Source organism: Anderseniella sp. Alg231-50, assembly GCF_900149695.1.
Taxonomy (GTDB): Bacteria; Pseudomonadota; Alphaproteobacteria; order Rhizobiales; family Aestuariivirgaceae; genus Anderseniella.
Map to the genome: position 1 here is coordinate 1,692,500 of NZ_LT703003.1, position 19,362 is coordinate 1,711,861.

23 protein-coding genes are annotated in these 19,362 nt (G+C 57.5%); 8 read left to right on the plus strand and 15 right to left on the minus strand.

Going from position 1 to position 19,362, the window contains the following annotated elements; translation table 11 throughout:
- Positions 1 to 27: 27 nt before the first annotated feature.
- Positions 28 to 690 (plus strand): winged helix-turn-helix transcriptional regulator, encoded by a 663-nt coding sequence (locus DHN55_RS07950; RefSeq protein WP_108880768.1) that lies wholly within the window; start codon positions 28 to 30, stop codon positions 688 to 690.
- Positions 691 to 704: 14 nt separating this feature from the next.
- On the opposite strand, the gene DHN55_RS07955 is transcribed toward DHN55_RS07950, so the two are convergent.
- The 8 genes from DHN55_RS07955 to DHN55_RS07990 all read right to left on the minus strand — a co-directional run bounded on the left by DHN55_RS07955 (position 705) and on the right by DHN55_RS07990 (position 8,962).
- Positions 705 to 3,875, minus strand: coding sequence for a multidrug efflux RND transporter permease subunit (locus DHN55_RS07955; RefSeq protein ID WP_108880769.1), 3,171 nt, complete (start codon positions 3,873 to 3,875; stop codon positions 705 to 707).
- A gap of 12 nt (positions 3,876 to 3,887) precedes the next feature.
- Positions 3,888 to 5,045, minus strand: a complete 1,158-nt coding sequence (locus tag DHN55_RS07960) for an efflux RND transporter periplasmic adaptor subunit (RefSeq protein WP_108880770.1) — start codon at positions 5,043 to 5,045, stop codon at positions 3,888 to 3,890.
- A gap of 160 nt (positions 5,046 to 5,205) precedes the next feature.
- Positions 5,206 to 5,634 carry an ion channel gene (locus tag DHN55_RS07965; protein ID WP_337660046.1) on the minus strand — a complete coding sequence of 143 codons (429 nt, stop codon included), beginning with the start codon at positions 5,632 to 5,634 and terminating at the stop codon, positions 5,206 to 5,208.
- A 102-nt stretch (positions 5,635 to 5,736) separates the two neighbouring features.
- Complete coding sequence (locus DHN55_RS07970) at positions 5,737 to 5,985, minus strand: hypothetical protein (RefSeq protein WP_108880772.1); 249 nt, start codon at positions 5,983 to 5,985, stop codon at positions 5,737 to 5,739.
- Positions 5,986 to 6,016: 31 nt separating this feature from the next.
- Positions 6,017 to 6,304 carry a hypothetical protein gene (locus DHN55_RS07975; RefSeq protein ID WP_108880773.1) on the minus strand — a complete coding sequence of 96 codons (288 nt, stop codon included), beginning with the start codon at positions 6,302 to 6,304 and terminating at the stop codon, positions 6,017 to 6,019.
- Positions 6,305 to 6,377: 73 nt separating this feature from the next.
- Positions 6,378 to 7,451, minus strand: coding sequence for a hypothetical protein (locus DHN55_RS07980; protein WP_108880774.1), 1,074 nt, complete (start codon positions 7,449 to 7,451; stop codon positions 6,378 to 6,380).
- A gap of 16 nt (positions 7,452 to 7,467) precedes the next feature.
- Positions 7,468 to 8,376, minus strand: coding sequence for a CPBP family glutamic-type intramembrane protease (locus tag DHN55_RS07985; RefSeq protein ID WP_108880775.1), 909 nt, complete (start codon positions 8,374 to 8,376; stop codon positions 7,468 to 7,470).
- A gap of 274 nt (positions 8,377 to 8,650) precedes the next feature.
- Entirely contained in the window at positions 8,651 to 8,962 is a 312-nt protein-coding gene (locus tag DHN55_RS07990) for a hypothetical protein (protein WP_108881779.1), read from the minus strand.
- 138 nt (positions 8,963 to 9,100) lie between these two features.
- Between DHN55_RS07990 and DHN55_RS07995 the strand changes: the two genes are divergently transcribed.
- The 5 genes from DHN55_RS07995 to DHN55_RS22270 all read left to right on the plus strand — a co-directional run bounded on the left by DHN55_RS07995 (position 9,101) and on the right by DHN55_RS22270 (position 12,201).
- On the plus strand, positions 9,101 to 9,556 hold the full coding sequence (locus tag DHN55_RS07995) for a hypothetical protein (RefSeq protein ID WP_108880776.1): 456 nt from the start codon (positions 9,101 to 9,103) through the stop codon (positions 9,554 to 9,556).
- Positions 9,557 to 9,589: 33 nt separating this feature from the next.
- On the plus strand, positions 9,590 to 10,255 hold the full coding sequence (locus tag DHN55_RS08000) for a response regulator (RefSeq protein WP_108880777.1): 666 nt from the start codon (positions 9,590 to 9,592) through the stop codon (positions 10,253 to 10,255).
- Positions 10,252 to 11,640: an ATP-binding protein gene (locus DHN55_RS08005; protein WP_108880778.1), complete on the plus strand. Its 1,389-nt coding sequence runs from the start codon at positions 10,252 to 10,254 to the stop codon at positions 11,638 to 11,640. The genes DHN55_RS08000 and DHN55_RS08005 overlap by 4 nt, the downstream gene beginning before the upstream one ends.
- A 51-nt stretch (positions 11,641 to 11,691) precedes the next feature.
- Positions 11,692 to 11,904, plus strand: a complete 213-nt coding sequence (locus DHN55_RS08010; protein WP_108880779.1) for a DUF6434 domain-containing protein — start codon at positions 11,692 to 11,694, stop codon at positions 11,902 to 11,904.
- Positions 11,905 to 12,033: 129 nt separating this feature from the next.
- Positions 12,034 to 12,201, plus strand: a complete 168-nt coding sequence (locus DHN55_RS22270; protein WP_337660047.1) for a hypothetical protein — start codon at positions 12,034 to 12,036, stop codon at positions 12,199 to 12,201.
- 16 nt (positions 12,202 to 12,217) lie between these two features.
- Here DHN55_RS22270 and DHN55_RS08015 read toward each other — a convergent pair whose 3' ends face one another.
- From DHN55_RS08015 to DHN55_RS08030, 4 genes are all read right to left on the minus strand, one after another.
- The gene (locus DHN55_RS08015; RefSeq protein ID WP_108880780.1) at positions 12,218 to 12,508 is read right to left on the minus strand and encodes a hypothetical protein; all 291 of its coding nucleotides are present in this window, start codon (positions 12,506 to 12,508) and stop codon (positions 12,218 to 12,220) included.
- A 440-nt stretch (positions 12,509 to 12,948) separates the two neighbouring features.
- Positions 12,949 to 13,557 (minus strand): SCO family protein, encoded by a 609-nt coding sequence (locus DHN55_RS08020; protein ID WP_108880781.1) that lies wholly within the window; start codon positions 13,555 to 13,557, stop codon positions 12,949 to 12,951.
- The gene (locus tag DHN55_RS08025) at positions 13,557 to 14,540 is read right to left on the minus strand and encodes a DUF1775 domain-containing protein (RefSeq protein ID WP_108881780.1); all 984 of its coding nucleotides are present in this window, start codon (positions 14,538 to 14,540) and stop codon (positions 13,557 to 13,559) included. The genes DHN55_RS08020 and DHN55_RS08025 overlap by 1 nt, the downstream gene beginning before the upstream one ends.
- A 147-nt stretch (positions 14,541 to 14,687) precedes the next feature.
- Positions 14,688 to 15,080 carry a hypothetical protein gene (locus DHN55_RS08030; RefSeq protein ID WP_337660048.1) on the minus strand — a complete coding sequence of 131 codons (393 nt, stop codon included), beginning with the start codon at positions 15,078 to 15,080 and terminating at the stop codon, positions 14,688 to 14,690.
- Positions 15,081 to 15,292: 212 nt separating this feature from the next.
- On the opposite strand from DHN55_RS08030, the gene DHN55_RS08035 reads away from it, so the two are divergent.
- Positions 15,293 to 16,015, plus strand: a complete 723-nt coding sequence (locus DHN55_RS08035) for a HupE/UreJ family protein (protein WP_108881781.1) — start codon at positions 15,293 to 15,295, stop codon at positions 16,013 to 16,015.
- Between the two features lie 18 nt (positions 16,016 to 16,033).
- Entirely contained in the window at positions 16,034 to 16,705 is a 672-nt protein-coding gene (locus DHN55_RS08040; protein WP_108880783.1) for a transmembrane anchor protein, read from the plus strand.
- Between the two features lie 113 nt (positions 16,706 to 16,818).
- On the opposite strand, the gene DHN55_RS08045 is transcribed toward DHN55_RS08040, so the two are convergent.
- The 3 genes from DHN55_RS08045 to DHN55_RS08055 form a co-directional block, all read right to left on the minus strand.
- Positions 16,819 to 17,280, minus strand: coding sequence for a MerR family transcriptional regulator (locus DHN55_RS08045; RefSeq protein ID WP_108880784.1), 462 nt, complete (start codon positions 17,278 to 17,280; stop codon positions 16,819 to 16,821).
- 81 nt (positions 17,281 to 17,361) lie between these two features.
- Complete coding sequence (locus tag DHN55_RS08050; protein WP_108880785.1) at positions 17,362 to 18,099, minus strand: TfuA-like protein; 738 nt, start codon at positions 18,097 to 18,099, stop codon at positions 17,362 to 17,364.
- Positions 18,096 to 19,340 carry a YcaO-like family protein gene (locus DHN55_RS08055; protein ID WP_108880786.1) on the minus strand — a complete coding sequence of 415 codons (1,245 nt, stop codon included), beginning with the start codon at positions 19,338 to 19,340 and terminating at the stop codon, positions 18,096 to 18,098. The genes DHN55_RS08050 and DHN55_RS08055 overlap by 4 nt, the downstream gene beginning before the upstream one ends.
- Positions 19,341 to 19,362 lie beyond the last annotated feature (22 nt).

Sequence of the window (19,362 nt, forward strand, 5' to 3'; positions counted from 1 at the left end):
ATAAAGTAACAAAACCGTGAGGTGTCGATGGCGAAAGTCCGTTCCTACAAATTGCTGTGCCCGATCGCGCGCGGGCTCGACAGGATTGGTGATCGCTGGACCCTGCTGATCCTCAGGGACCTGCATGCGGGACCGGCGCGGTTTTCCGATCTGCAGCACGGATTGACCGGCATAGCGGCCAATCTCCTGACCGACCGGTTGAACAAGCTGGTCAGTGATGGCCTGATCTCCAAGGACGCCGGTGCTCACGGCACGACGCTCTATTCGCTGACGGACCTTGGCTGCAGGACCCGCAACATCCTGTTCGACCTGGCACTGTTTGGCGGGCAGTTTGCGCCGGAAGGCGAGGTCGTCGATCCGGGAAACATGCGGACCGTAGCCGTGACACTGGGAACCGCCTGCCAACGGGCCATCACAGGAGATATCAATCTCGAAGTGCAGTTCATTATCAATGATGAGCCTTTTGCACTGCTGGCGAGAGACTGTGAGACTGTCATGCAGGCCGGGCAGGCTACGGCACCTGACGTGATGCTGGAAACCTCTTATGAAGCACTGCTTTCAGTCTCCGAGGGCGAAATCGACATGGCTCAGTTCGCCCAGGACCATTGCCGCCTTGATATCAACACGCCGGGCAAGGAGGCCGAACTGATGCAGTTGATGTCGGCGGCCATTGCCGTGTTTTCAGGCTAGTTCACTGGCTTGCGCTAGCTCGCCGTTTCTTCAGCGGTTGTCGGCGTGGTCTTTTTGCCGGACAGCCGTTGTGAGACGGAGCGGATCGCCACATAGAACACCGGCGTCAGGAACAGGCCGAGGAAGGTGACGCCGAGCATGCCGAAGAACACCGCGGTGCCAAGCGCCTGACGCAGTTCGGCACCCGGACCGCTGGCAATGACCAGCGGCACAACGCCCAGGATGAACGCGAAAGCGGTCATCAGGATGGGGCGCAGGCGCAGGCGGCAGGCATTGATGGTGGCTTCCAGAAGCGGCTTGCCGTCATCTTCCTCCTGCCGGGCAAACTCCACGATCAAAATGGCGTTCTTTGCCGCCAGGCCCACCAGCACGATCAGCCCGATCTGGGTCAGGATATTGTTGTCCATGCCGCGCAGCATAACTCCCAGCAGGGCCGCCAGCATGGACAGCGGTACAATCAGCATGATGGCCATGGGCAAGGTCCAGCTTTCGTACTGTGCCGCCAGCAGCAGGAATACGACGACGATCGCCAGTCCAAACAGGTAGATGGCGGTATTGCCGGTCTGCTTTTCCTGCAGGGCAAGTTCAGTCCATTCGAACGTCATGCCCTGCGGCAGGTTTTGTGCAGCCATGTTTTCCATGATTGTCAGGGCTTCGCCGGTCGACACGCCGGGCGCGGTTGAGCCCTGCAGCGGCACTGACACGAACTGGTTGTAACGCTGCACCAGGTAGGGACCGCTGGTATCGCGAATTTCCACCAGCGTGCCCAACGGCACCAGCGCACCGGTGGTCGAGCGCACCTTGAGCCGTGCAATGTCTTCCTTCTCCAGCCGGAATGACTGGTCAGCCTGCATGCGCACGTCATAGCGCCTGCCAAAGGCGGTAAAGTCGTTCACGAAGGATGAGCCGAGATTGAGTTCCAGTGTCTCGAAGATCGCGCCGATGGATACTTGCAATTGCTGCGCCTTAACGCGATCGATCTCCAGATAGTAGGACGGGCTGGAGTTGGAGAATGTAGTGAAGACACGGTTGACACCGGGTGTCTGCTGCGCCTGACCCATCATGGCAAAGGCAGTGCCGAGTGCGCGGTCCATCTTGGTGCCACTGCGTTCCTGGATCTGCATCTTGAAACCGCCGCCCTGGCCGATGCCACGCACCGACGGCGGCTGGATGGCTATGATGAACGCCTCCTCGATCTGTTGCAGGCGTCCGAACAGCGACCCGATGATCTGCTGCGATGACTGGCCCTTCTTGTTGCGCTCGGCGAAGTTGTCGAAAGTCGCGAATATGGCTGCTGCATTGGTGGCTGAGGTGAATGTCGCCCCGGAAAAACCGGCAAAGGCGACGGCATCCTTGACGCCGGGGGTTTCCCGGATGATCTGGGTGGCGCGCTGCACAACCTTGTCGGTACGATCCAGCGATGCGCCCTCGGGCAACTGGATAGCGACAATGCCGTAGCCCTGGTCGGTTTGCGGGATGAACCCGCCGGGCACCTTGCCGAACGTCCACACGGTCAGGCCGATAAGGCCTGCATAGATGACCAGGCCCATCACGGTGCGGCGCGACATAAACCCGACAATGCGGGCGTAGCCTGTGCTTGTCTTGTCAAAACCGGAATTGAACTTGTCTGCTGCCCAGCTTCCCATCCTGGCGAGGAAGAAGTTGGACCTGGGTGCATCATGAGGTTTTAGCAGCAGCGCTGCCAGCGCCGGTGACAGGGTCAGTGAGTTGATTGCCGATATAACCGTCGACGTGGCGATGGTGATGGCGAACTGCTTGTAGAAGGCACCGGAGATGCCGGGCACGAAAGCGGTCGGGATGAACACGGCAACCAGCACCAGCGATATGGCGATGACGGCTGAGCCGACTTCATCCATGGTGCGGTGCGATGCTTCCCTGGGCGACAGCCCGTTGGCGATATTGCGCTCGACGTTTTCCACGACCACAATCGCGTCATCCACCACGATACCGATAGCCAGCACCAGGCCGAACAGCGTCAGCGTGTTGAGCGAAAACCCGAGAAGTGACATCACCATGAAGGTGCCGATCAGGGATACCGGAATGGCAACGATCGGGATGATGGCCGTGCGCCAGGATTGCAGGAATACGATGACCACCAGCACAACCAGCAAGATGGCCTCAAACAGTGTCTTGTAGACCTCGTTGACGGATTCCGCGATAAACTCGGTCGGGTTGTAGACGATCTGGTATTCAATGCCGGGTGGAAACGACGTTTTCAGCTGCTCCATGGCAGCGATGATTTCCTCTGCACTTTGCAGGGCATTGGTGCCGGGACGCTGGAAGATCGCCAGCGCAACTGCCGACTTGCCGTTGAGATACGAATTGGTTGTGTAGCTCTTGGCACCGATTTCGACACGCGCGACATCCTGCAGCCGGATCAGGCGACCGTCATCGCCGGCCTTCACGATCACATTGCGGAACTGGCGTACGGTGGAAAACCGGCCCTGGGTGGTGACCGTGAAGGTCACGTCATTGTCGCTCGGTGCCGGTTCGGCGCCAATTGAGCCTCCCGATACCTGGACATTCTGTTCGCGCAGGGAGGCCAGCAGGTCTGCGGCAGTCATGCCGTACGAGGCGAGTTTTTCAGGGTCGATCCAGACCCGCAACGAGTATTCCCGTTCGCCGAAAATGGTCAGGTCGCCGACACCGTCCAGCCGCACCAGCACATCGCGCACATTGTTGCGGGCATAGTTGGAGACGTAGAGCTGATCCAGGCTGTCGTCGGGAGACAGCATGTGAACCACCATCATCAGGTCAGGTGAGCTCTTGCGGGTGGTGATACCGACGCGGCGGACTTCTTCGGGCAGGCGGGGCTCGGCAATCGCCACCCGGTTCTGGACCAGTACCTGGGCGTCGTCGAGATCGGTGCCGCTCTTGAAGGTAATGGTCAGCGCCATGGTGCCGGCACTGGTCGAGTAGGACGACATGTACAGCATGTTCTCAATGCCGTTGATCTCCTCCTCGATCGGTGCCGCCACGGTTTCAGCGACCGTTTCCGCATCTGCGCCGGAGTAATTCGCCGTCACCACAATGGTGGGAGGCGCAATGTCGGGATACTGGCCGACAGGCAGTTGAAAATAGGATATGGCGCCCATCAGCACGATCAGGATCGAGATCACGCTGGCGAATATCGGCCGGTCGATGAAGAAGTGGGCAAAGCGCATGTCTGTTTGCCCCTAGTTCTTGGCTGCGACAGGGGGAAGGTCCTGCAGTTGCGGATCGATGGTCATGCCCGGACGAACCCTGGCAAGGCCGTTGACCACGATGGTTTCGTCACCCTTGAGGCCGGTTCGAACCACGCGATAACCGTCAATGCGCGGGCCGGGTCTGATGACGGTGGGGGTGAGCACATTGTTCTCGCCGACCACGAACACGATGCGCCGGTTCTGATCCGTTCCCACGGCCTGATCCGGTATCAGCACGCCGTCATACTCATTTGAACCGGGGATTGAAATGCGCCCGAACAGGCCGGGCTGCAGGAACAGATCGGCATTGGTGATAACAGCACGTCCGCGCATGGTGCCGGTTGCGTTATCGATGCGGTTGTTGAGAAAATCAAGGTTGCCGGTGTGCTTCGGCTCGTCCTCGTCGGTGAGCTGTATTCTCACTTCATACGGCGCCAACCTGCCGGATGGCCCCGTGCCATTGCGACCCAACCTGGAATAGGCAAGGTAGGAGCGCTCATCCACATCGAAATAAAAATAGATCGGATCAAGCGATACGATGGATGCCAGCACGGTGGAGTTTGCCTGAACCAGGTTGCCCACGGATATCAGGTTACGGCCGATGCGGCCCTTCACCGGTGAATAGATTTTCGTGTAACCGAGGTTCAACTGGGCAGTGCGAAGCCGGGCGGTGGCACCGGCCAGTTCCGCCTGTGCAGCCAGGAACTCCTGACGGCGCTGGTCCTGGGCAGACGCGGCAATTGTGCCTGAGGTGCGAAGTTTCTGTCCGCGCTCGAATTCTTCCTTGGTCAGGTCAAGCCGGCTCTGCGCCACCTCGACACTGGACTGGGCATTTTCGAGCTCCGCCTGGAACTGCTTCTGGTCAATGGTGAACAGTAGATCGCCGGCCTCGACCAGCTCGCCGTCCTTGAAATGAATCTCCTGCAGGTAGCCGGCGACACGGGCACGAAGCTCGACATCTTCCTTTGCTTCAAAGCGCCCGGTGAAGACGTCGGTCTCGATAATTTTCTTAACAACCGGCTTGGCGACACTGACCTTGGGAGCAGGTGGGGGTGCGCTCTGGGACTTTGGCGCTTCGTCGCAGCCGGCGAGCAGCAGCGCGCCGGCGAACAATAGGGCGGCAGCCAGGGATGATGTACCTGTTGGCATGTTCAATTCCTCACGAAGTCGGGAAACCCGGTCTTTTCAGGCATGCGAAGCGGTTGCCCAGGCGTGTTCTCCCTACGGGAACAAGCTCGTCGCGGATTACCGCCTAGCCCATTGCTGTGCACCTGAAATATGACGTTTTCGAGATATGTACAAGGAGCATCTAGTCGGCGAGATGGTTTGGCAGCAATTTGCCGAACACGGCTACCAGAAAGGCCGTGCTCAACCCGAAACCCAACAGACCCGTGACGGATGCAAATGCCCCGTAAAGGCGGATGTTTTCAGCCAGAACGACGTCGCCATAACCCAGCGTCGTATAGGTGACGAGTGCAAAGTATACCGCCGTGCCGGGATCATTGAACGCACCGAACGCAATGAACGACAGTGCCCACAACCACACCTGAACCGAGTGGGAAAACACGATTATGATAATTGCGGCGCTCAGCAGCACTGCTGTGCTGACCAAGGGTCCCGATGCCCACAGTTTCGCGTTCAGCGACTTCAACAGCCTTATGTCGACTATCAGGAAACCGACATGCAAAAACAGGCAAATGCCCAGCATCACCGTTCCCCAGATCATCTGACCCGACATGGTTATCCTCTTTAATCAATAGCTTGGGAATCTAAGCAGCAAAGCATGTCCGTTTTCAACCCCCCGGGCCGGGGCGTTGGTCCGGCGCTTCAAAACAATAATCTAGGACGCAAATCTGCGACAGACAATCCAGAGCAAAGCCAGATTTATCAGCGGTGCACCGGCACCGAACAGTGCGGAAAAGTTGTCAGGAACATTGAAAAGTATCCACGGGAAACCCAGGGGGATCAGGAATACACCCGACAAGGCGTCAGTTTCCTGGCCGAACCAGCCATAGGTGCCGGTGAGGTAGAGCAACAGCGCCGTAACGTATATGACGGCGAATACAGCACGTGCATATTTGCAAATCATGTGCAGCCACTCACCTTATTGCCGCGATTGATCACTTCTTGCGAAAGTCGATCAGTTGCAGAAGCTTAGGGGAGTTGAGTTCCATCGTGCACTTGCCCGCAACCTGGACATCATCCCAGTCAATAATCCAGTAGGAGTAGAAGATCTTGTCATCATAACCACCTGGATAAGCAGACACACCGGCATTGGGAATATCCTTGAACTCCTCCTGTGCCCATGCCGCGTCGTGACAGGCTTTGACATGCTGGTCAAACTCGCCGGCCATGACCGGACCACAGGCGCCAATCATGATCGCTGCAGCAAGAGTTTTTTTGATCATAGTTTTTGTCCATCTGTTTGGTTTGCAACACCCCGGTCCTCAGCATCAAACATGTTACAGCAGCGTACAAGTCTCACTTGCCCTTTAGTTCCCTACGCAACGCGATTGCCGCCTTGACCAGGTCGTCATCGAGCAGGGGCAGAAAAGTTTTGCGAATGGCAGTATTCAACGCCATGTCGGCGCGGGCTTCGGCCTTGTCTGCCTTGCCAAGCAGCAGCTTCTCTTCCTCGATCGCGTTCAGAACCAGCAAAGGCTTCTTGAGGACTGCCTGCAGCACCAGGCTGATAGAAAGATGCTCGACCTGATTGGCATTGTCTGGTGTACCCACGAACCGGTCCGCGAATCCGGATACCCCCCATGTCTGGGAAACAGGCATTGCGCTGCCGAGCGCATATTGATGCATAGTCGAGACATTGTAGCGTGCAATAAATCCGTGCGAGAATACCGGTTTGTGCGTAATCGGATTTCGCCGGGTGGAACCTGCGACGAGGTTCTGCCAGGCAACCAGAATCGCATCTGTTTCGGTGCGGATTTCCTTGGCGTGCTGGAGCAACCGATCCGGCGGTATCGACTTCACGTAATCGCGTGCGATGAGCATGATATCGAGCGCTGCATCAAGCGCAGTATCATCAGAGTTGATCTCAGCGGCCTTGAAGCGCGCAAAGCGGGCATATGATCGGGCCAGCACGTCGAGATACGGCGCGCTGTGATCCTGTGACAGTTCATATGCGATACGATAGGTGTTCCAGCCGGCTGCCTTAAGGTCCGGCGTTTCCACATCCCAGAAACTGGCCGGGATGCGGGCACCCCTGGCCGCAGTTGTCTCGCCGATATATGTAAGATTTTCTGCATAGCGGGTAAGCGTGGCAGTGTTGGTGGTACCTTGCGCCAGGCGCTCCATATGGCCCGTTACCCCAACATCACCCAGCACGGGTGCCGGATTCAATCCTGCCGCGACCAGCCGTTCTGCGATCCGGGCTGGTTCGGATGCCTTGTCGGGTTCAGTGTCATGGGCCTCGGCCACTTCGTCGCCGCGGGGGACACTCACATTGACCGATTTCAGAAAAATGCCGTACCCCAAATAGCAAATCACACCAACTGCAATAACCGCCAGACTGATCAACACACCCGGCTCAAGAAATCTCATCGCCGCCACCCGCTTTCTAAACCGGGGTCAGGTTAGCAGACCTTTGTCTGAGCAGGTAGACGATGAGTGACGTGGCGGCTGCGAACACCACGAAGTACACCAGCCCCGCTTCAATAAGGGCAGTGCCCCCCACCAAAATGGGCGGGCCTGTTTGTTCGATCACGAACAGACTGGAGTTCCCCGTGCCTGAAAAAGCCAGCCCCAGGACCGAGACCTGCACGAAATCCCAGGCAAAATGAAAGCCCACGCCAAACCAGATCGAATTGAAGAAGTGCAGCGCGGCAATGTAGAAGCCCGCAATCACCATCAGGTTCAACAATGCGATGATGCCAAACTGGTTATATTGCGCATGCAGCAGCGCGTAGATCACCGCGTTTGCGATGACCAGAACCGGCAACGGAACCGAACCCTCTCCCGATGCATAGCCATAGGCGCGATAGCGTACTTCCTCGCTGAAGCCGATACTTGCAAACTGGACGAGGCTGGTGAACGCGGACCAAAAGAACACCGGATTAACGGGATCGGACACCGACTTTACCTCGATCCAGCCGAGTGACCACTGAAACAGGAATATGACAGCCAGAAGGTTGGCCGATACGATACAGCCGGATACCAGCATCAGCGGCATGCGCGCATTGATATCCATGCGAAGCTCGCTTGGATCACGCCGGTCCAGAAACCGAAAACACAGGCGGACGAAATAGTATGTCAGCACCATCGCGACGATGGCGCTGACCACGATGGCTATCCTGAACCAGCCCAGCATCTGCCTGAGGGCATCGGGATCACCGGTCGGGAAAAACAGGAACAGTGCCGCAGCCGTCAGCGGGCCGATGAGCAGAGTGCCAGCCGAGCAGATTGCAACACGCAGCAGCCAGGCGTACCAGACCCGCCGCGCCATAAACTCCGCCACCTGATGCAGCATGTCGATGTGATACTCCCGTTACGCGAAATTTGCGTATCGCTGCAACAGGGCGAAGTTGAGGCCGGGCTTGCCGTGGCAATGAGTTGTTGATGTCAGCAGAACGAAAAAGCCCCGGATTTCTCCGGGGCTTTCATGCTGAGCGCTGGGCAGTCATTGAACCTGCCTGGTAAGCGGGCTTGGCGGAGGTCAAAGACGGAACCGGCGATCGGCATGCAGGCTGTGACGCATCTGAAGGGGCATTGGTCAGCATCACAACACTGTCTGGACGCAACGTTCAGTTGTGCTTGCGACGGTAGATGCGGCGGCTCTGGCGGTTCAGGGTCCGGTGCATGCGCACCCGTTCCCGGCGGGTGACGACACCGTCACTCTTGAAGCGGCGTTCCTGATTGTGAATGCGGGCCTGGCCACGAACCAGTTGTCCGGTCTCGCGAAAGGTAAGTGAGCCGTTCTGCACGCCATTAAAAATCCGCTCCGACTGGTTGTGCTGGCGCCAGTCCGCACCCGGCGTCGACTGGGCGGAAGCTGTGCCGGCACTGAACGAAATGGTCAGGACCGAAGCGGCAACGATCAGAAGTGACTTGTACATTTTCTTCTCCATCTGGCTTTTTCATCGGCAGAGCGGATAGTCTTGCTCCGATGCCCGAACCATATGCAAAAGCCGCTGAGAGCCAGCTGACAGGCGATGTCAGTGTTTTGTCAGTTTTAAAATGGTAGCTCACATCAAATGAACGAGACTCCCAATGCGCCGGACAATCAGCAGGAATTGTCGCGCCGGGCCTTCCTGACGGCCTGCGCGGCGATATTGTGTTGCGCCCTTGATAGTGATCCCGCCGCAGCACAGGGACTGCCACCGTGGCAGCGTCGCCGTCGCCGGCGACGCCGCGAACGCCGGCGGCGCAGGTTGCGCAGGTTGCGCAGGCGTGAGCGCCGGCAGTTGCGTGATGCGACTGAAAGCGGTGAAGTCAGACCGCTGTTCGACCTGATGCGCAAGTTCAAGCGGCAGGTGAAGGGCGAGGTGCTCGATGTCAGGTATCGCGAGCGCGGTCTGAACCGGGTCTATATTTTTATCGTTCTTCTGCCGGACGGACGCGTCACCCGATATGTCATGGATGCCAGGAACGAGAGGATATTCACCCTGGACGAGGCATTCGATCATTATGGCTTGAGGCACCGGGACTAGCCATGTGGCAGGTAACAAGGGGAGGTACAGACTCTGCGTATTCTGGTTGTTGAGGACGAACCGAAACTGTCGCGCGATGTGTGCCGGGTTCTGTCAGGCGCCGGCTTCGTACCGGAGGTTGCCGAGGACGGCGAAGATGCCTGGTTCCTCGGCAGCACCGAGGACTATGCCGCCATCGTGCTTGATCTCGGCTTGCCAAAAATCGACGGCATCAGTGTGCTGCAGCGCTGGCGCGAGGCTGACGTGACCATTCCTGTGCTCATCCTGACGGCGCGGTCCGGCTGGCGTGAGCGGGTAACCGGGATAGACGCGGGTGCTGATGACTACCTTACCAAGCCGTTCCAGATGGAAGAGCTGGTTGCCCGCCTGCATGCCATTGTACGCCGGACGGCCGGCAAGGCCACGTCGTCCATCAGTATCGGCCCGCTGACGCTTGATGCCCGGCTGATGCGGGTATCGGTGGACGGTGCCCGGGTGAGTTTGACGCCGCTGGAGTATCGGGCATTGACCTATCTGATCTACAATGCCGGTCGAGTCGTCGCCCCGCATGAGCTCACCGAACACGTCTACGGCATCGGACAGGAACGGGGAAACAACAACCTTGAGGTGTTGATCGGCCGGCTGCGGCGCAAGATCGGCGCCACCGTCATCGGCAACCGCCGCGGCTATGGTTACATAATAGGCGATGAGGCGGAATGATCTGGCGTTCGTTGAAATTCCGACTGTTTGCGGCAGCGGCGATCTGCATTGTCGGCGCGCTGGTGCTGTACTGGAGCGTGCTGTCGCAAATTTTCGAGCAACACGTATCAGAGCGTCTGTACAGGGAACTGGAAGCCCATCTCAATCAGCTGACCACGCGGATTGAAGCATCGGACAAGGGTGAGGTCGCGGTTACCGACACCCTGGACAATCCGCGGTTTGAGCGCCCGTTCGGCGGCCTGTACTGGCAGGTGAAAACCGCAAGCGGTGAGGTGTATTCATCCCGGTCATTGTGGGACCAGACAATCGCGGCACCGGCGGTTCAGGGCAGAACCGGTGAAATTTCCAGGCACCGCGATGTCAAGTCCAACGCCGGGACCTTGTTGCTGGTGGGACGAACGGTAGTCATGAAGGCTGGCGCAAAGGACCTGCAGGTCCGGCTGATCGTGGCCATGGACCAGAACGAACTCAATACGGCAAGGGCGTCGTTTGCATCTGACGTGTCGGTTCTGGTTGCCCTGCTTGCGCTGTTTCTGTTTGCCGCCATGGCTGTCCAGACCCTGATAGGATTGCGGCCGCTGAGTACTCTCAGGCAGCGGGTCAGCGCTATTTCGACAAACCGGCAGGATGTACTGGACGGGCAGTTTCCCAGTGAGGTGGAGCCGCTCGTGGCAGAACTGAACGGCCTGCTGGGCGAGAGAACCGAAATGGTCGATCGTGCGCGGGCCAGCGCATCGGACCTGGCTCACGGCCTGAAAACGCCGCTGGCTATACTGGCGGCAGAGGGGCGGGCTATCGAAGCGGCCGGGCATGACCGCATTGCGCGCGAGATAAATCTGCAGATCGGCGTGATGAACCGGCAGATCGAACGGCAGCTGGCCAGGGCGCGGGCGCGCGGACAGCAGCGGCTTGTGGGCCAGGGTACGGAACTGAAACCGGCAGTCAGCAAGCTCATCCGGGCGTTCCGCCAACTGCCGCGCGGCCAGGAAATTTCCTGGCAGGAAGACATCGCCGCCGGTTTGCGGGCCGACATCGATGCGATGGATCTTGAAGAGGTTGCGGGCAATATTCTGGACAATGCCCGCAAATGGGCTGACGACAAAGTCACCGTCAGTGCTCGCGCTCACGGCAACAGCGAAGTGGCAATTGTCATCGAAGATAATGGGCCCGGTGTGCCGCAGCAGCAATCCCTGTCGATACTGCAACGCGGCAGCCGGATGGATGAGGAAACGCCTGGATCAGGTCTGGGCCTGGCCATCACCCAGGACATTCTGGAAATCTACAACGGTCGCATGGATATCGGGAATCTCGAGCCGCACGGATTGAAAGTCGAGATATTTCTGCCCGCAGCAGATGAAGCAGACAGGTTGGATAAGAGCAATTGACCCTGAGCCTGGCCAGCGGGGCGGGGAACCTTTGAACAGGAGGCGTCCGGCATGAACGAGTTTAACTGGCACACCGACACTATCACCCGGTCCACACCGGTCACGGCGAGTTACAGAAACACGCAGAACGTCCGCCGGTTCCTGAAAATCCAGTGCGGCCCCGACTTCAGGTTTGACCGGCCCTTCATGCTGTGGATCAAGGACGGCACACACAAGACAATGGGTGACGTGGCCGATGAGTGGGTTAGACGCGGACGCGAGTGAGACGGTACCCCCCGCTTGCCGTCTGGTTGGCAAAGCAGGGATCAGTACCCTGTTGCATATTCTACCATAGCGGGTATTCTTGCTTCATCAAACAACCTGGTGGGAGCATGGCAAAGAGCGGAGGAAACTGTGACCTTTGTTCAACTCATCATGGCAGGGATTTTTTTCGGCATCGCCTATTTCCTGCTGCAGGTCTTTACTGATTTCGAGAGCCAGAGCACCGCTGTTCAGTTTGGCGGTTTTGCTGTTGTTCTGGGTGTGATTGTCGTCACTGTCCGCAAGATGTTTCCCGGATAGATTCCAGGTCCCGACTCTATTCCTGGTCCAGATGCTTCTTGATTGCAGCAATCAGTTCTTCGGTTCGTGCGATCTCACCACCAACTGCCTGTTCAAAGTCGCTGCCTTCGGTAGCGATTGCGCCAGTCAGCCTGACTTCCAGCTCGATGCCAAAAAACAGCACAGTTGCCAGAAGCGCTGAAGACTCAGGTGCGCGCGCGCGCAGCCTTGCAAGGGCACTCAAAGCTGTCTGAATGCTGGCGGCTGCAGTTTGCTGATCGTTTTCATAGAGTTGCAGGGCACGAGCCAGTGCATCACGCACCAGCACAGCGTTGTCATAGGCAAACTGCCAGAGCGTGTCGTTCGATTGAGGTAAGATGAGCGTGATTCCCTTTTCCGTCCGGCTGATAAGCTAGCGCTGAACTCACAAACATCCAAACAGGTAACAGCTATTCATCCAGAACTTCTTAATCGGGCGGTTGCCAAAGCCTGATTGAATTCCGGGCGAATGAGCGTTCCGGGGAAAATCTAAACTGATTCGCACAATGAGTATTCCAGATAGATTGGTTGCAAGTGGTGCGGCAATAGCCGGGAATCCGGCGTCCTCGACTATGCTGCCGTCATGGCGTGGCCAGATCTGCATTGCATTTCGGAACAGCGGGGAAAGCAAACCCCGGCACAAAGCCGGGATTTTGAGTGTCGTGGTTGAGGTTCGGCTTTGAATGCCTGCTGCATTATCCGCCTCAGGGCTGGTTCCCAAGCCAAGACTTAGGGCGATGCCAGTTTTCGCAATTTTGCAACCGCCGTATCGGTATTCTCACGAAAAGCGATGGTGCTTTTGAAATTGCCTTTCGCATCGATCAGAAACACCGAAGCGGTGTGGTCCATGGTATAATCACCACTTTCAAGCGGTATCTTCTTCCAGTAGACGTGCCAGGATTTCGCCAGTTCGGCGATATCGGCCGGCTTGCCGGTGATGCCGACAATGCGATCGGTGAAATTGGACACGTAGCTCTTCATGATTTCCGGCGTGTCGCGTTCCGGATCCACCGTTATGAAGAATGCCTTGATGGACTTTCCGTCCGGCCCAAGCGTATTCAGCCATGACGCCATTTCATAAAGCGTGGTCGGACATACTTCCGGGCAATGGGTAAACCCGAAAAACACCGCGGAGGGAGACCCCGCCAAGGCCTTCTCGGTTATGGGGTTCCCGTTGTGATCAGTAAGGTTGAAGGGCTGGCCGATGCCCTTGGACTGAACAACCCTTTGAGCGAATTGCTGCGGCGCGTTTGTAGTAACAAGCCAGACGACACCAGCACAGAGAATGAGGGCAGCAGCTGCTGCCCAGATTCCCAGTCTCCTGCGTAAAGCAGTCATTAGTTGCTGTTCCCGTGTTTGGAGTGGTCCATGCCGTGAGATTTCAGGTGCTTGCGGTTTTTGATATCGAATTCAACTTCAACACTTCCGGCCTTTTTGAAAGTCAGGGTCGCCTTCCGGCTTTCACCCTCGCTCAGCGGTTCAGTCAACTTCATGAACATGACGTGGTAACCTCCGGGCTTCAGCATGACTTCACCGCCTGCGGGAATTTCCAGGCCATCAGCAAGCTCGCGCATTTTCATCACGTCGCCCTGCATTTTCATTTCGTGGATCTGGACATCGCCGGAAAAGGCGGCCTTGCCGCCGACCAGGAAATCAGCTTCGCTGCCATTGTTTTTTATCAACATGTAGCCGCCTGCAACGGGTGCCTTCGGCACGGTCGCGCCAGCCCTTACATTGGTGATAACCAGGTCGCCAATGTTATAGGACGGCTGTTTCATCGACGCATGGCCGGTTTCGTGATCTGATGATGCCGCCAGGATCATGATGCCGGGCGCCGGCCGTTTGAGGTCATGGGGGTCCTGGCCGGCAGCCGGAATCTCGGTCCAGGCAACACTGCCATCGGCACACTTTTGCACGACCGGCACATGGACCGGTTTACCGGGCATGAGGGCGTTTGTTACGCGGGCCTGAAACACAAACTCGTCATAGTGGTCGGACTCAAGGCTGCCGGTCCAGGTGATTTGTTTTACACCCGACATGACTTTCTTGCCGTGCAACGAGTAGTTTTGCGCGTAGTTGCCCGTGCTGGTTTCCAGTGTCCAACCGGCCTTTGGCATTGGTTTGACGGCGATCAGGCCTTCTGGAACCGTGACGCGGAGGTTAAGCGTCGGCTGCCCGTCGCACCCGTGGGGCACTTTCAGAACAGCCTTGTAATAGCTGTCAACCTTGGCTTGCGGGGTTTCGAATGTTGCGTGCGCGTGGGCGCTTGTCGCAGCGATGAGGTTGGCAAACAGTGCCAGGGATAGAAATTTTACGTGCATTATTGTCTCCATAGCCGCACGGATGATCCTGCTGCAGCGGTCAATTGTTTGATTTCAAGTCGGGAAAGATGAATTGCGCGGCTGATCTCAGCGTCGAGGCATAAAATATCCGGTTGTTGCCGGTGCTTCGCCAGACGGAGTTTCAGCCTAGGCGGTTGGTGGCCCGCGTGTAGGTGTTCCCGCGTAGTGGGTCGGGAACACGGCCAGATCGTGAACCACGTGCAGCGGCACGTCCGCAGGCGCGCATGCCTGTGCCCGGATATCGAGAGGGGACGGCAGGATTGCCGCGCTGGCAAGCCGGCAGAATTCGCAGTCACTGAAGAAAATGGCGTTACCGCTGCCGTCGTCCGTGCCGGCAGGAGTATGACAGATGACCGGCAGGGTGCCGTCGGGCAGGGCATAGGCTGAAAGATCAATGTCCGGTTGCGGCGACGCTGCCGGAACTCTGTGTGCAAAACCGACGACGAGCAGGGCGATGACACACAGCAAGCGTGTCAATGTGTTGAACGTGTTGTGGTTCCTGAGCCCGCGCGGTTGCATGATTTCCTTATCCCTGTTTCCAGCTATCATGCAGTGTGCTGAATAGCGATTTGACATGATGGCGCAGCCGACCCGGCAAATCTGCGCCAAGGCTGCCCGTCGCCCGCCAGCGTGGGGGAAAGCTGAAGGCCCCTGATACCCGGGAATTGATTGGCATTCCGCTTGCTTGGTTTTGGTGCAAATGGGCGATTGGAGTCGAAATGCCGGGTCATATGTCTCAGTTCGAAACAGGTTTTCTGCCGGTTAAGGCCCGGTGGTCGCTGGCATTGCTGCTGTCACTGCTGGTTCTGCCTTTGTTTGCAGCAGATGTGCTGGCCCACAACGTGACCGAAGGCGACAAGGGCTATATTCAGGAAATCGTCGGCCCGCACCTGGTGCCTTTCCTGTACCTGGGCGCCAAGCACATGGTCACCGGATATGATCACCTGTTGTTCCTGTTCGGCGTGATTTTCTTTCTCTATCGCCTCAAGCACGTGGCGGTCTATGTCAGCCTGTTCGCGCTTGGCCATTCGATCACGATGATCTCCGGTGTGTATTTCGGCTGGCAGATCAATGCTCATCTGATCGACGCAATAATCGGACTGTCGGTGGTCTACAAGGCGCTGGACAACCTTGGGGCGTTTCAGCGCTGGTTTGGCTTCCAGCCCGACACGAAGCTGGCCACCTTGATATTCGGCCTGTTCCATGGCTTCGGGCTTGCCACCAAGATACTCGACTATGACATTGCGCCCTATGGCCTGCTGCCAAACCTGCTGGCCTTCAATGTCGGGGTTGAACTGGGACAAATCTCGGCGCTGGCGGTCATGCTCATAATCATGGGTTACTGGCGGCGCACCACCACATTCACCAAACACGCGTACACGGCAAACGTTGTGATCATGACAGCCGGTTTCATGCTCGTTGGATACCAGCTGACAGGATATGCCGTCACCTAAACCTATTGGAGGTACACCATGTACAATTCACCGGTTCCACCAAAACCAGAATTGCCGACGTCCGCTCAACTGCTGAAGTCCACGCTTGTTGCTGCCGGAGTGGCGGCGACATTGCTGGTGACGGTGGTCCTGCCGTCCGAGTACAACATCGATCCGACCGGTGCCGGCAAGATGCTGGGCCTGAAGCAGATGGGTGAGATCAAGTCGCAACTTGCCGAAGAGGCCGAGGCGGACAGGCAGCGTGATTCCAGGAAGCCGGTGCAGCTGAATGTACCGACAAGCGGCCAGCAGTCGAGCACTGTCAGTTTCGGTCAGTTGCTCGCAAGCCTGTTCGTGACACCTGCCCATGCACATGACGGCAAGGACCAGTATGATCCGCAATCCGGTGAGACATCGGTAAAACTGGCGCCGGGCGAAGGCCTGGAAGTAAAGCTTGAGATGCACAAGGGTGATGTCGTCGAATTCGACTGGACAGCCAATGGTGCCGTGGTCAACTTCAATCACCATGGTGAGGCTGAAGGCGAGTCAGTGGTATATGAAAAGGGTCGCGCGGTAGCGGATAAACAGGGTCAGTTCCAGGCATTGTTCGATGGTGAACACGGCTGGTGGTGGCGCAACCGGACCGGTGAAGATGTGACCATAACCCTGCGCACCAACGGCCGGTACGGCGATATCAAGGAGTATCGTTAGATTGGGGGTGGCGCTTGCCTGAATTGGCCAGTGGGCCGCGCCAGCGACTGTAGCTGCTTGCCAAGTCCATGGTTCCACTCACAAGCCGGCATGTTCTTCCCAGTGACCCGTTCTCACTTCCGGGCACGCTTGTCTGCAGAGATCTTGCCGGTCAGTTCATTCAATGCCTGCTGGCAACTGGAAAAGCGGTCTTCGGCGGCACGCAGTTCCGATCCAAGAGATTCCAGCCGGGAGCTCAGCGTTTTCAGAAGAAGATCGTTGTAGTCAATGTCGAGGCCGCCGGCTGAAGCGGTCTGTACAAGGCTGGCGATGTCCTTGACTTCCATGCCCAGCGACCGAAGTTGCTTTGACAATCGCAGGGAACAGATGTCCTTGTAACTGAACAATCGAAACCGTCCGCTCCTGTGCGGGGTCACGATGCCCGATTGCTCGTAGAACCGAATGGTCCGGGGCGTCATGTCCAAATTCTTCGACACCTCTCCGATTGTCATCAAAGACTTGCTGCTCACTCCGTTGACTTGCGAAAGTTCATTCAGCAAGTTCGCAATCTTGGTAGTGGCCATCGTAACGGTCATCGCTTACTCCCCCATGTGCCGGCGAAACAGGGCCCGTGAGTGGCAAGATGCCAATCCGGGAAACCATTAAGCCAACCAGTTTTATCCATCGTGTGAATCCATCGCCTCGCGCATTTCGAGCCATTGTGTTGTCTGGTTGAATGCCCAGGGCTTTCCAGTTGCTGCAGGTACGTCTATGTCAGACTGAAGCCAGTCAACCAGTTCCAGGGCATCTACCTGCTTCTGGTCTACGTACTTGACCTTGGCCAATTCAATCAGCCGTTCGATGCGGTTTGCATTCATGATCTGCATGTTTGAAAATACTGCGCGCAGACTGAGTTCGGCGTAGAACATCCTGTCGGCAACAGCCTTGGCGTTTTTCCACTCAGTTGTGGAAAGCAGATTTTCCTTCGCCATTGCGTTGAGTGTGGCAATCACATTTACCCGGGGCTCGGACAATGCCAGATAATTGACTTCGGCAGGGGCATGCACAAGCGCCACATCGGAATCATCGACCAGTGCGCCCGAGATGTAGTCATTCGCAATGGTGCCGATCGCGATCATGCCGAACGGGGCGCACTCTGCCGCGCGCAACGCGCCCAGGCTTGCCGCTCCGGCAATCTTGACGCCGTGCGACAGGGCAAAAATGATCTCCTTGTGCCACACAGATCTGGTTTGCTCGAAGTATCCATCGACGATGCCAATCCTGGTCGCACCGTCATGAACGGCCTGTGCCACGTCACCCCACGCGGCCGGTCCGCGGATGTCAATTGCTGAACCGCGCTGTTCTATGGTCGGCAACTGGCTGGCAAGGGTTGGGCCGGTAAACAGGACTTTCATGCTGCTGCCGCCTTCAGGTTCCGCAACCCTCTAGGTGTGACTTGCACCCGTTCGCCCTGAAGAGGTACCTGCAGTTCAGTGGCGATGACACGTACGGCGCTGATACCGAATTGTTGCGCGGGTAATTCGACAGCGAAAAGCTGGTCAACACCTACTTTGGCCAGTGTTCCCGCCACATCAGACACGTTTGTGTCCATGTCGTGCGGACCATCGCCGAACTGACCCGACACCGCGGCTGTCTCTCTTTTTCGGAATGGCCGCTTGCCGTGGCCTGCAGCCGGCAGTCTTACCGTATCTTCCGGCTCATAGTGTCTTGCGCAGAAATCGTCGCGCGCGCCGGCAACAAGAGCGAGCCGGGCCTGGGCAGCTTCAGTTATGGCTTTCACAATGGCATGCCCGTATGACGGATGACAGCCGCACCCTCCGCACATCGCCGATCCGGCGACCGCGCCTTGCTGGCGTGTCGCGTCCAGCATTGCCATGATGCAGGGAATTCCGGTGTCGGTGGGCATTTCGTAGACCTGCAAAGATGTGTTTGAAGCCGCTATGGCTTCCAGGATAACCGGCAGACGCGGGTCTTCATCGCCCGTAACCGTCACCTGTGACCGTCTGATTTCGTCAGTGCCTGCAAATTGCCAGGATGCCAGAGCGTCACGTTCAACGAGTTCGCAGATGCCGTGAAATATCGCCTCGCCGCGGTTGTTGCCGGATGCAAGCCCGTCCGAGGTAACGTAAAATGCGTTGTTGAATTCCGGCGGGCTGAGCCGGTGATCCAGGCCTACCAGACTCCACGGGATCAGAAACCGGTCGCCCGATATCAGATCGAGCGCTTCAATCCAGGATATCTTGTCTTCCAGATTCAGGCGATGAGGGTGACAACGGGCAATACGGTGGACATCCACCGCCCGGCACCCTTTGGTGCCCACTTCGGATATTGACAGCCTGACCAGTTCTTTCGGTGGCATCTCCGCGATCGCGGTTTCTGCCGCTTCCATTGCCGCTGACACCATCGCGGAGTCGAGATCGGCACCCTTGCCCAAACTTACGGACAGGCTAAGCGAGTTTGGCCGGGTGGCAAAGGCTATGGGCAGGCCCAGATTGTCCAATCCGGTCAACTCGCCGAGCCTGGTGATTCCCAAAGCGGGGAAATGAGGACGGATCCTGGACAATGTGCGACGCGATCCGCATATGCGGTCGTTCGCCGGATACGATGTCCGCATTTCCTGCTTCGGGACCATCATTGGTCTGCTCCTGACTTGTATG

Coding starts and splice junctions, on each gene's coding strand:
- DHN55_RS07950 (WP_108880768.1), top strand. CDS start 28: ATGGCGAAAGTCCGTTCCTACAAATTGCTGTGCCCGATCGCGCGCGGG.
- DHN55_RS07955 (WP_108880769.1), bottom strand. CDS start 3,875: ATGCGCTTTGCCCACTTCTTCATCGACCGGCCGATATTCGCCAGCGTG.
- DHN55_RS07960 (WP_108880770.1), bottom strand. CDS start 5,045: ATGCCAACAGGTACATCATCCCTGGCTGCCGCCCTATTGTTCGCCGGC.
- DHN55_RS07965 (WP_337660046.1), bottom strand. CDS start 5,634: ATGTCGGGTCAGATGATCTGGGGAACGGTGATGCTGGGCATTTGCCTG.
- DHN55_RS07970 (WP_108880772.1), bottom strand. CDS start 5,985: ATGATTTGCAAATATGCACGTGCTGTATTCGCCGTCATATACGTTACG.
- DHN55_RS07975 (WP_108880773.1), bottom strand. CDS start 6,304: ATGATCAAAAAAACTCTTGCTGCAGCGATCATGATTGGCGCCTGTGGT.
- DHN55_RS07980 (WP_108880774.1), bottom strand. CDS start 7,451: ATGAGATTTCTTGAGCCGGGTGTGTTGATCAGTCTGGCGGTTATTGCA.
- DHN55_RS07985 (WP_108880775.1), bottom strand. CDS start 8,376: ATGCTGCATCAGGTGGCGGAGTTTATGGCGCGGCGGGTCTGGTACGCC.
- DHN55_RS07990 (WP_108881779.1), bottom strand. CDS start 8,962: ATGTACAAGTCACTTCTGATCGTTGCCGCTTCGGTCCTGACCATTTCG.
- DHN55_RS07995 (WP_108880776.1), top strand. CDS start 9,101: ATGAACGAGACTCCCAATGCGCCGGACAATCAGCAGGAATTGTCGCGC.
- DHN55_RS08005 (WP_108880778.1), top strand. CDS start 10,252: ATGATCTGGCGTTCGTTGAAATTCCGACTGTTTGCGGCAGCGGCGATC.
- DHN55_RS08010 (WP_108880779.1), top strand. CDS start 11,692: ATGAACGAGTTTAACTGGCACACCGACACTATCACCCGGTCCACACCG.
- DHN55_RS08020 (WP_108880781.1), bottom strand. CDS start 13,557: ATGACTGCTTTACGCAGGAGACTGGGAATCTGGGCAGCAGCTGCTGCC.
- DHN55_RS08025 (WP_108881780.1), bottom strand. CDS start 14,540: ATGCACGTAAAATTTCTATCCCTGGCACTGTTTGCCAACCTCATCGCT.
- DHN55_RS08030 (WP_337660048.1), bottom strand. CDS start 15,080: ATGCAACCGCGCGGGCTCAGGAACCACAACACGTTCAACACATTGACA.
- DHN55_RS08035 (WP_108881781.1), top strand. CDS start 15,293: ATGTCTCAGTTCGAAACAGGTTTTCTGCCGGTTAAGGCCCGGTGGTCG.
- DHN55_RS08040 (WP_108880783.1), top strand. CDS start 16,034: ATGTACAATTCACCGGTTCCACCAAAACCAGAATTGCCGACGTCCGCT.
- DHN55_RS08045 (WP_108880784.1), bottom strand. CDS start 17,280: ATGACCGTTACGATGGCCACTACCAAGATTGCGAACTTGCTGAATGAA.
- DHN55_RS08050 (WP_108880785.1), bottom strand. CDS start 18,099: ATGAAAGTCCTGTTTACCGGCCCAACCCTTGCCAGCCAGTTGCCGACC.
- DHN55_RS08055 (WP_108880786.1), bottom strand. CDS start 19,340: ATGATGGTCCCGAAGCAGGAAATGCGGACATCGTATCCGGCGAACGAC.